This window comes from Myxococcus sp. AM011 (assembly GCF_013372595.1).
Lineage (GTDB): Bacteria > Myxococcota > Myxococcia > Myxococcales > Myxococcaceae > Myxococcus > Myxococcus eversor.
Genome location: NZ_JABXEM010000410.1, coordinates 1 through 6743 on the forward strand (window position 1 = coordinate 1; position 6743 = coordinate 6743).

Annotated in this window: 3 protein-coding genes and 1 pseudogene; all 4 read right to left on the reverse strand. The window is 68.6% G+C overall.

Translation table 11 applies throughout. The features are described from left to right. The coding region (locus tag HUW62_RS44795; protein WP_176437930.1) for a LysM peptidoglycan-binding domain-containing protein at nucleotides 1–1024 on the reverse strand (1024 nt) is incomplete at its 3' end. A 396-nt stretch (nucleotides 1025–1420) separates the two neighbouring features. Beyond that, entirely contained in the window at nucleotides 1421–1924 is a 504-nt protein-coding gene (locus HUW62_RS44800) for a hypothetical protein (RefSeq protein ID WP_163863577.1), read from the reverse strand. Between the two features lie 94 nt (nucleotides 1925–2018). Next, on the reverse strand, nucleotides 2019–3698 hold the full coding sequence (gene ettA, locus HUW62_RS44805; protein WP_141648596.1) for an energy-dependent translational throttle protein EttA: 1680 nt from the start codon (nucleotides 3696–3698) through the stop codon (nucleotides 2019–2021). Nucleotides 3699–3893: 195 nt separating this feature from the next. Next, nucleotides 3894–6743: pseudogene (locus tag HUW62_RS44810) on the reverse strand (hypothetical protein); the annotation flags it as partial.

The following is a 6743-nucleotide window of genomic DNA, read 5'->3' on the forward strand; positions in this document are numbered from 1 at the left end:
CGCCGCGCCCGGCCTCCGAGCGCGGCGTGGGGGCGGTCGTGGGGCGCTCGGAAGCCGGGCGCGGCGTGGGAGCGGCCGTGGTGGGGCGCGGCGTGGGCACCGGCACCTGACCCTGGGGGACGGCGGGGTTCTGCGTCGTGCCGGAGCGATAGCCCCGCGCATCCAGCGCCGTGACGAGCGCCGTCTCGCGGCGCGTCTGGTCGGCGCGCAGGCGGGACTCGCTGTGGTTGAAGCCGGCGGCGCGCAGGACGCCCTGGTCATTGCGGTACGCATTCACGCGCGCGTCGATGAGCGACTCGCGGGTGACGCCACGCGGGTCCTGCGCCAGCTTGGGCAGCTCGCGGTTGATGAAGTTCTGCGCGGCGCGGGGCGACTGGGTGTGCAGGTCGAAGTACGTGGATGCCAGCAACGCGTTGTTCGGGTCCAGGCCCGCGGCGCGGGCGGCGGCCTCGTAGCGAGGCGTCTTGCTGGCCAGCTCGCGGTTCCAGATCTGGTCGGCCTGCTGCGGGGTGTTGGCGCCGGTGCCCTGGTAGGAGAACGAGCCACGGTTGTGGGCCGCGTTGCCCGGGTCCGTGTGGCCGCCGTAGCTGGAGGTGAAGGTGCCGTCCGGGCGGCGGTTGCCCTCGGAGGTGCCGACGACGATGGCCGCCTCGGAGTTGGAGCCGCCGCGGGTGAAGGCGCTCAGGTCCTGGATGTTGCGGTAGCCGTTGTTCGTCCCGGACGCGTTGGGCGACGTCAGGCCCGCCGCGGCGGTGGTGCCCGCGTCGAAGGTGTCGCCAGGAGTCTGGCGCGCGCCCGCGGTGGTCTGCCCCGGGGTGGCCGCCGTGCGGTCGAACCCGTCCGTGGCGGACGGAAGCTTGAGGGTTGCCCCCGCCCGAATCTTGTTCGGGTCGGAGATGTTGTTGAGCCGGGCCAGCTCATCCACCGTCGTGTTGTTCCGGGCGGCGATCTTGCTCAGCGTGTCGCGCTCACGGATGCGGTAGTTGCTGGGGTCCCGGTTGCTGACGTTGTTCCTGACAGTCATGTGGATGGCTCCCTATGAGGTCCGAGACACCCCTCCCCAATCACTGCCGCCGGAGAGGGCATCGACAGACGCCAACCGGATTTTCAAGATCAGCCGCCAAAAGTTGCGAACCCACCGAACTTCGCATTGCCCCAGAGGGAGCGCTACAGGCCCGCACGGGGTGTCCGCCTGTTAATGCACTGTGTTAATCCCGGCAAATCCAGAGAGCCTGTGACCAATCCGTCACATATGGATTTCAGACTCACGACTATTTTTTGGCCAAACTGATGCAATCAATTGCGGGCAGGGTGTCTGGGCTGACCACCCGGATGACTGTCTTGAAGACGACAATGCCCCGCTGGCGTGGGCCAGCAGGGCATCAGCACTGAAAATATTCAACACTGCGATATCCACGAGCTACCGGCAGTTCGCGGGCTCCTTGCACGAGTACGTGCGGGTGACGCTCGCGCGGAAGCCATCCGTGCGGTTGGGGCCCAGTGCGATGCAGTCACCGATGATGTCGGAGCTGTTGCAGCCCCCCGCCGGGCACCGCGCAGTCACAACGGAGCCCAGCAGGCTGCGCGCCTGGCTCATCGCGGCGCCGCAGGTGGCTCCCTCACCAGACCGGGTCGCCGTGTAGCGCGTCGTGCCGCAGGTACACGCCGGAGGACAGTAGGTGCGCACGCCATCGCACTCCACCCAGCCACCGTTGTCAGCGCCCGAGGTACAGCCTGTCGTCGGAGAGGAGCACGTCACCGGCGCACCGCTCGGGCACGTCTGCTCGACGCTGCAGAGCGCGGCCTCGGACGTCTCCAGCGAGCTGGCCTCCTCGCCGCTCATGTCCCCCGCGTTGCACGCCGCCAGGCCCAGCACCACGCCCAGCAATCCACTCCACAGCCAGCTCTGTCGAAGAAGGTTCATCCCCCAACGGTAGAACCCTCCGTGAAGCTTCATCAACCTCTGGAAACCCGGGCCTCCGCTCCCTCCTGGAGAGAGCGGAGAAATTCCCGCCTGCCTAATTCTTTGAAATGGGGCGGTAGCGGATGCGGTGCGGCTCCAGGGCGTCGGGGCCCAGGCGCTTCTTCTTGTCCGCCTCGTAGTCCTGGAAGTTGCCCTCGAAGAAGAAGGCCTTGCTGTCGCCCTCGAAGGCGAGGATGTGCGTGGCGATGCGGTCCAGGAACCAGCGGTCGTGGCTGATGACCACCGCGCATCCCGCGAAGCTCAGGAGCGAGTCCTCCAGGCTGCGCAGCGTCTCCACGTCCAAATCGTTGGTGGGCTCGTCGAGCAGCAGCAGGTTGCCGCCGCTCTTGAGCATCTTCGCCAGGTGCACGCGGTTGCGCTCGCCGCCGGACAAATCCTTCACGCGCTTCTGCTGGTCCTGTCCCTTGAAGGCGAAGCCCGCCAGGTACGCGCGGCTGGGCACCTGTCCCGCGCGGCCCAGGTCCAGGTGGTCCAGCCCGCCGCTGACCTCCTGGAACACGCTGTTGTCGCCGTTGAGCGCGTCGCGGCTCTGGTCCACGTAGGCCATCACCACCGTCTCGCCAATCTTCAGCTCGCCCGCGTCCGGCTTCTCCGTGCCCGTCATCATCCGGAACAGCGTCGTCTTGCCCGCGCCGTTGGGGCCGATGACGCCGACGATTCCGCCCGGCGGCAGCTTGAAGTTCAGGTCGTCGATGAGCAGCCGGTCACCGTACGCCTTGCGCAGGCCCTTGGCCTCCACCACCAGGCCTCCGAGCCGGGGGCCGGGAGGGATGATGACCTCGCCCGTGGCCTCGCGCTTGTCCTGCGTCTGGTTGAGCATCTCCTCGTACGCGGAGATGCGCGCCTTGCTCTTGGCCTGCCGGGCCTTGGGCGACTGGCGCACCCACTCCAGCTCGCGCTTGAGCGTCTTCTGCCGCTGGCTCTCCGACTTCTCCTCCAGCTCCAACCGCTTCTGCTTCTGCTCCAGCCAACTGGAGTAGTTGCCCTTCCAGGGCACGCCCTCGCCGCGGTCCAGCTCCAGAATCCACTCGGCCGCGTTGTCCAGGAAGTACCGGTCGTGGGTGATGCAGACGATGGTGCCCTTGTACTCCTTGAGCGCGACCTCCAGCCACGCGACGCTCTCCGCGTCCAGGTGGTTGGTGGGCTCGTCGAGCAGCAGCAGGTCCGGCTTCTCCAGGAGGATTCGGCACAGCGCCACGCGGCGCTTCTCACCGCCGGACAGCTTCGTCACGTCCGCGTCGCCCGGGGGCAGGCGCAGCGCGTCCATGGCCATCTCAATCGTGCGGTCCAGCTCCCAGCCGTTCGCCGCGTCGATGGCGTCCTGGAGCCGGCCCTGCTCGGCGAGCAGCTTCTCCATCTCCGCATCGCTCATGGGCTCGGCGAACTTCGCGCTCACCTCGTTGAAGCGGTCCAGCGAGGCGCGAATCTCCTTCAGCCCCAGCTCCACGTTCCCCTTCACGTCCAGCGAGGTGTCGAGCTGCGGCTCCTGCGCCAGGTAGCCGACCTTGGCCGTGGGGTCCGGCTTCGCCACGCCGAAGAACTCCGTGTCCACGCCGGCCATGATGCGCAGCAGCGTCGACTTGCCGGAGCCGTTCGGACCGATGACGCCAATCTTCGCGCCCGGGAAGAACGACAGGTAGATGCCCTTGAGGATCTCCTTGCCGTTCTTGACCTTGCGCAGGTCCTGCATCGTGAAGATGAAATTCTGGGCCATCTGTGGGGGCTTCCTGCTCTGGAGCGGGTGGGGGCTCGCGGATACCAGGGTGCAACAGCGCACTCAAGGCGAGAGAATCCCGGAGCCTCCCATCGCACGCTCGGCGCCCGACGTCCGCCAGGGAACACCCCCGCGCACCGCCTCCAGGGAGTAACCCCCGGAGGCGGTGTCGGACCTGCTCACCTCAACCGCGACTCAGAGCGGGCACGGGTCGGCGGGCGTCCACCCGGCGATGCCCGCGTTGGCCAGGACGTTGGGCTGGTGCGGCGTCGTGCTCAGCCAGAAGTTCTGGTACGTGCGCTTGGCGTGGGGCATGCGGCGGGACGGCCCGCACACCGCGCCGTAGATGCCGGTGCGCTCCTGGAAGTCGTTGTTGACGCCCGCCAGGCTCCAGTACCGCCAGCTCAACTGATTCTCGCGCGTGCTGTGGCAGGCGCGGCAGGACGGCGCCTGCACCTGGAGGTACTCGTTGCTCTTGCCGGACGCGGCCCAGTTGGGCTGCACGTAGGTGGAGTTCTGCGTCGCGGCGGGCAGCGTGACACCGCCGTACCAGCCCTGCACCAGCTCCTGGATGGTGGTCGTCACGTTGGTCTCCAGCACCGCCTTGTTCAGCTCCCGGAACTGCGTCTCCTGGCTCGCGCGGGAGAACGGGAAGATGCCGCTGACGGGCGGCGACTCGATGGTGGAGTAGCGATAGCTCTCCAAGTCGAACGGGATGAAGCGCGCGTTGAGGTCCCGGCGCGGGTCCGTGGAGAACGCGTCTCCGCCGTGGCAGACGTTGCACAGGTGGGGCACGTACTTGTCGCCGTTGCCGTCCAGGTCCGCGCGGTCCACGCGGTTGCCCGCGGCGTCGAAGACGTAGAACTTCGTGTATGGCGTGGTCGGCAGTATCGTCGGGTGCGGGCTGTACTCCATGGCCACCGTGGCGATGGGCGCCACACCGGCGGTGGCGAAGTCCACGCTGGCGTGGTTCGTCACGTAGAAGGCCCGATTCGCACCCGAGCGCTTCATGTGCATGCTGCGCCCGAAGCCCAGATCCCCGTTGTTGAAGTAGTAGGCCGCGGCGTCGTCCGCGCCGAAGCCGTTGGCCGTCTTCCACGTCGCCAGCGTCAGCTTCGTGCTGCCCGGGTCGATGGCCGCGTAGTAGGCCGCCGCCGCCACGGCGTCACCAGTGCCGTAGTTGTTGAGGAAGTTCGTGGACGCGGGCACGCCCAGCGTCAGCGTCACGTCCGACGTGCAGACGGAGTACGGATAGGGCACGGTGATGGCGTTGGTGCTCGGGTTGCCGGGCCCCGTGGAGGGGTTCTGCGTGGCGGTGCTGATGACCAGCCCGTTGGAGTCGAGCACCTCGATTTTGATGACGGTGCTGGCGGGCAGGCGGGTGATGGCGTTGAGCGCCGCGTCCAGGGTGGTGGTGTACACCGTGGGGCCGGCGGGGATGGTGATGCGCACCGACAGCGGCACCGGGAGGCGCGCGGTGTCGATGTGCACGCGCATGCAGTCCGCGCCCGTGGAGACGATGTCCGCGTTGAACACGGAGAAGTGCGGCACCGCGCCGACGTAGGTGTCTCCCTGCAGGAACAGCGTGCCCTCCTCGCTCCACACGCCCTTGCCCTCGTCGTAGAACCACAGCGGCATGGACGCGGGCGTGCCGGCCGGCTGCTCCGCCTGCCTGGGGTCCACGGGGAAGGACACCTGCGCGGGCGACTCCTTGCGCAGGTTGAAGCGGCGTCCCTGGTCATCAAAGATGTTGACCTCCAGCGCGCCGAAGCTCGTCAGCGTCACCACGTTGCCCTCGCGGTCCACCGCGGACAGGTCTCCGGGCATGCGGCCCTCCGGGTCCTTCAGGTCCACCGGCGCCAGCCACGCCGTGAGCGGCTGGTCCGCCGCGTTGCCATCCGAGTCCACCAGCGAGTTGGCCTGGAGCGTGAGCAGCACCGGCCGCTGGTCGCCCGACGGCGAGCGCGCCGACAGCGTCATCGTCTCCTGGGGGTTCACCGTGAAGCGCTGCGCGGACACCAGGCGGTACTGCCCCTCCGGCGCCTCGTTCAGCAGGATGCGCGACAGGAGCTGGAAGCCGGTGGCGCGCACGTTGAGCACATACCGCGCCGACTCCTCCACCATGAGCTGGAAGCCGCCCCGTGCGTTGGTGATGGCCTCCTTGTTCCCCACCGTCACCCGCGCCCCGCCCACCGGCTGGCCGCTGGCCGTCAACACCTGCCCGCCGAAGTACGCCACCGGGCCCTGCGTGCTCACGCGCACCTCGCTCGTCGCCACGCCGCCCCGGTTGTCGGAGACCACCGCCCAGACGCTGAAGCGTCCCTGGACCGAGGGCAGCGTCCACAGCACGTCCGAACCCTGTTGCGCCGACACCACGCCCGAGCCCGCGGACGCCACCCAGCGCCACGTCAGCGCGTCCCCATCCGCGTCACTCGCCAGCGCCGTCAGTCGCACCGTCTCGCCCGGCAGCGCGTTGCGCAGCGCCTGCGTGTTGCGCCAGGCCACCGGCGCTCGCAGCACCGGCCGCGCATTCCGGAACGTCAGATTCCGCTGCACCGCGACGCTCCCCATCTGCACCGACGACGAGACCTGGTCGGCCTCCACCCGCGCCACCACGTTCCAGGTTCCCGCCGGCGCGTCGCCCACCGCGTACTGGCCCAGGGCGTTGACCTGCACCTCCGAGGACACCGTGGCGCTGGTGGCCGGGTTCACCAGCCGCACCCGCGCCGCCACGTTCACCCCCAGGAAGCTGCTCTGCGTCAGGGGCACCGAGCCGTCTCTCAGCAGCGCGTTGCCCCACAGCAGGGGCCGCACCGGCACCAGCGGCAGGTGGATGGGCATGACGAACGTCTCGTCCGCCAGGCTGAAGTTCGTCGTCTGGCACCCGCTGACGAAGCCCGGCGCGCTCCAGCACAACCGGTACGTCGCCGCCGGCTGACGCGGCACCCCGAAGAAGCCATGCACGTCCGACAGCACGTGCACGCTGTCCACGTTCGTCGCGACGTTGCGCACCCACAGCTCCACGTTGGGCAGATACACCCGCCC

Excerpts from the sequence above, each read along its gene's own strand:
- HUW62_RS44800 (WP_163863577.1), bottom strand. The coding sequence starts at position 1,924 with ATGAACCTTCTTCGACAGAGCTGGCTGTGGAGTGGATTGCTGGGCGTG.
- ettA (WP_141648596.1), bottom strand. The coding sequence starts at position 3,698 with ATGGCCCAGAATTTCATCTTCACGATGCAGGACCTGCGCAAGGTCAAG.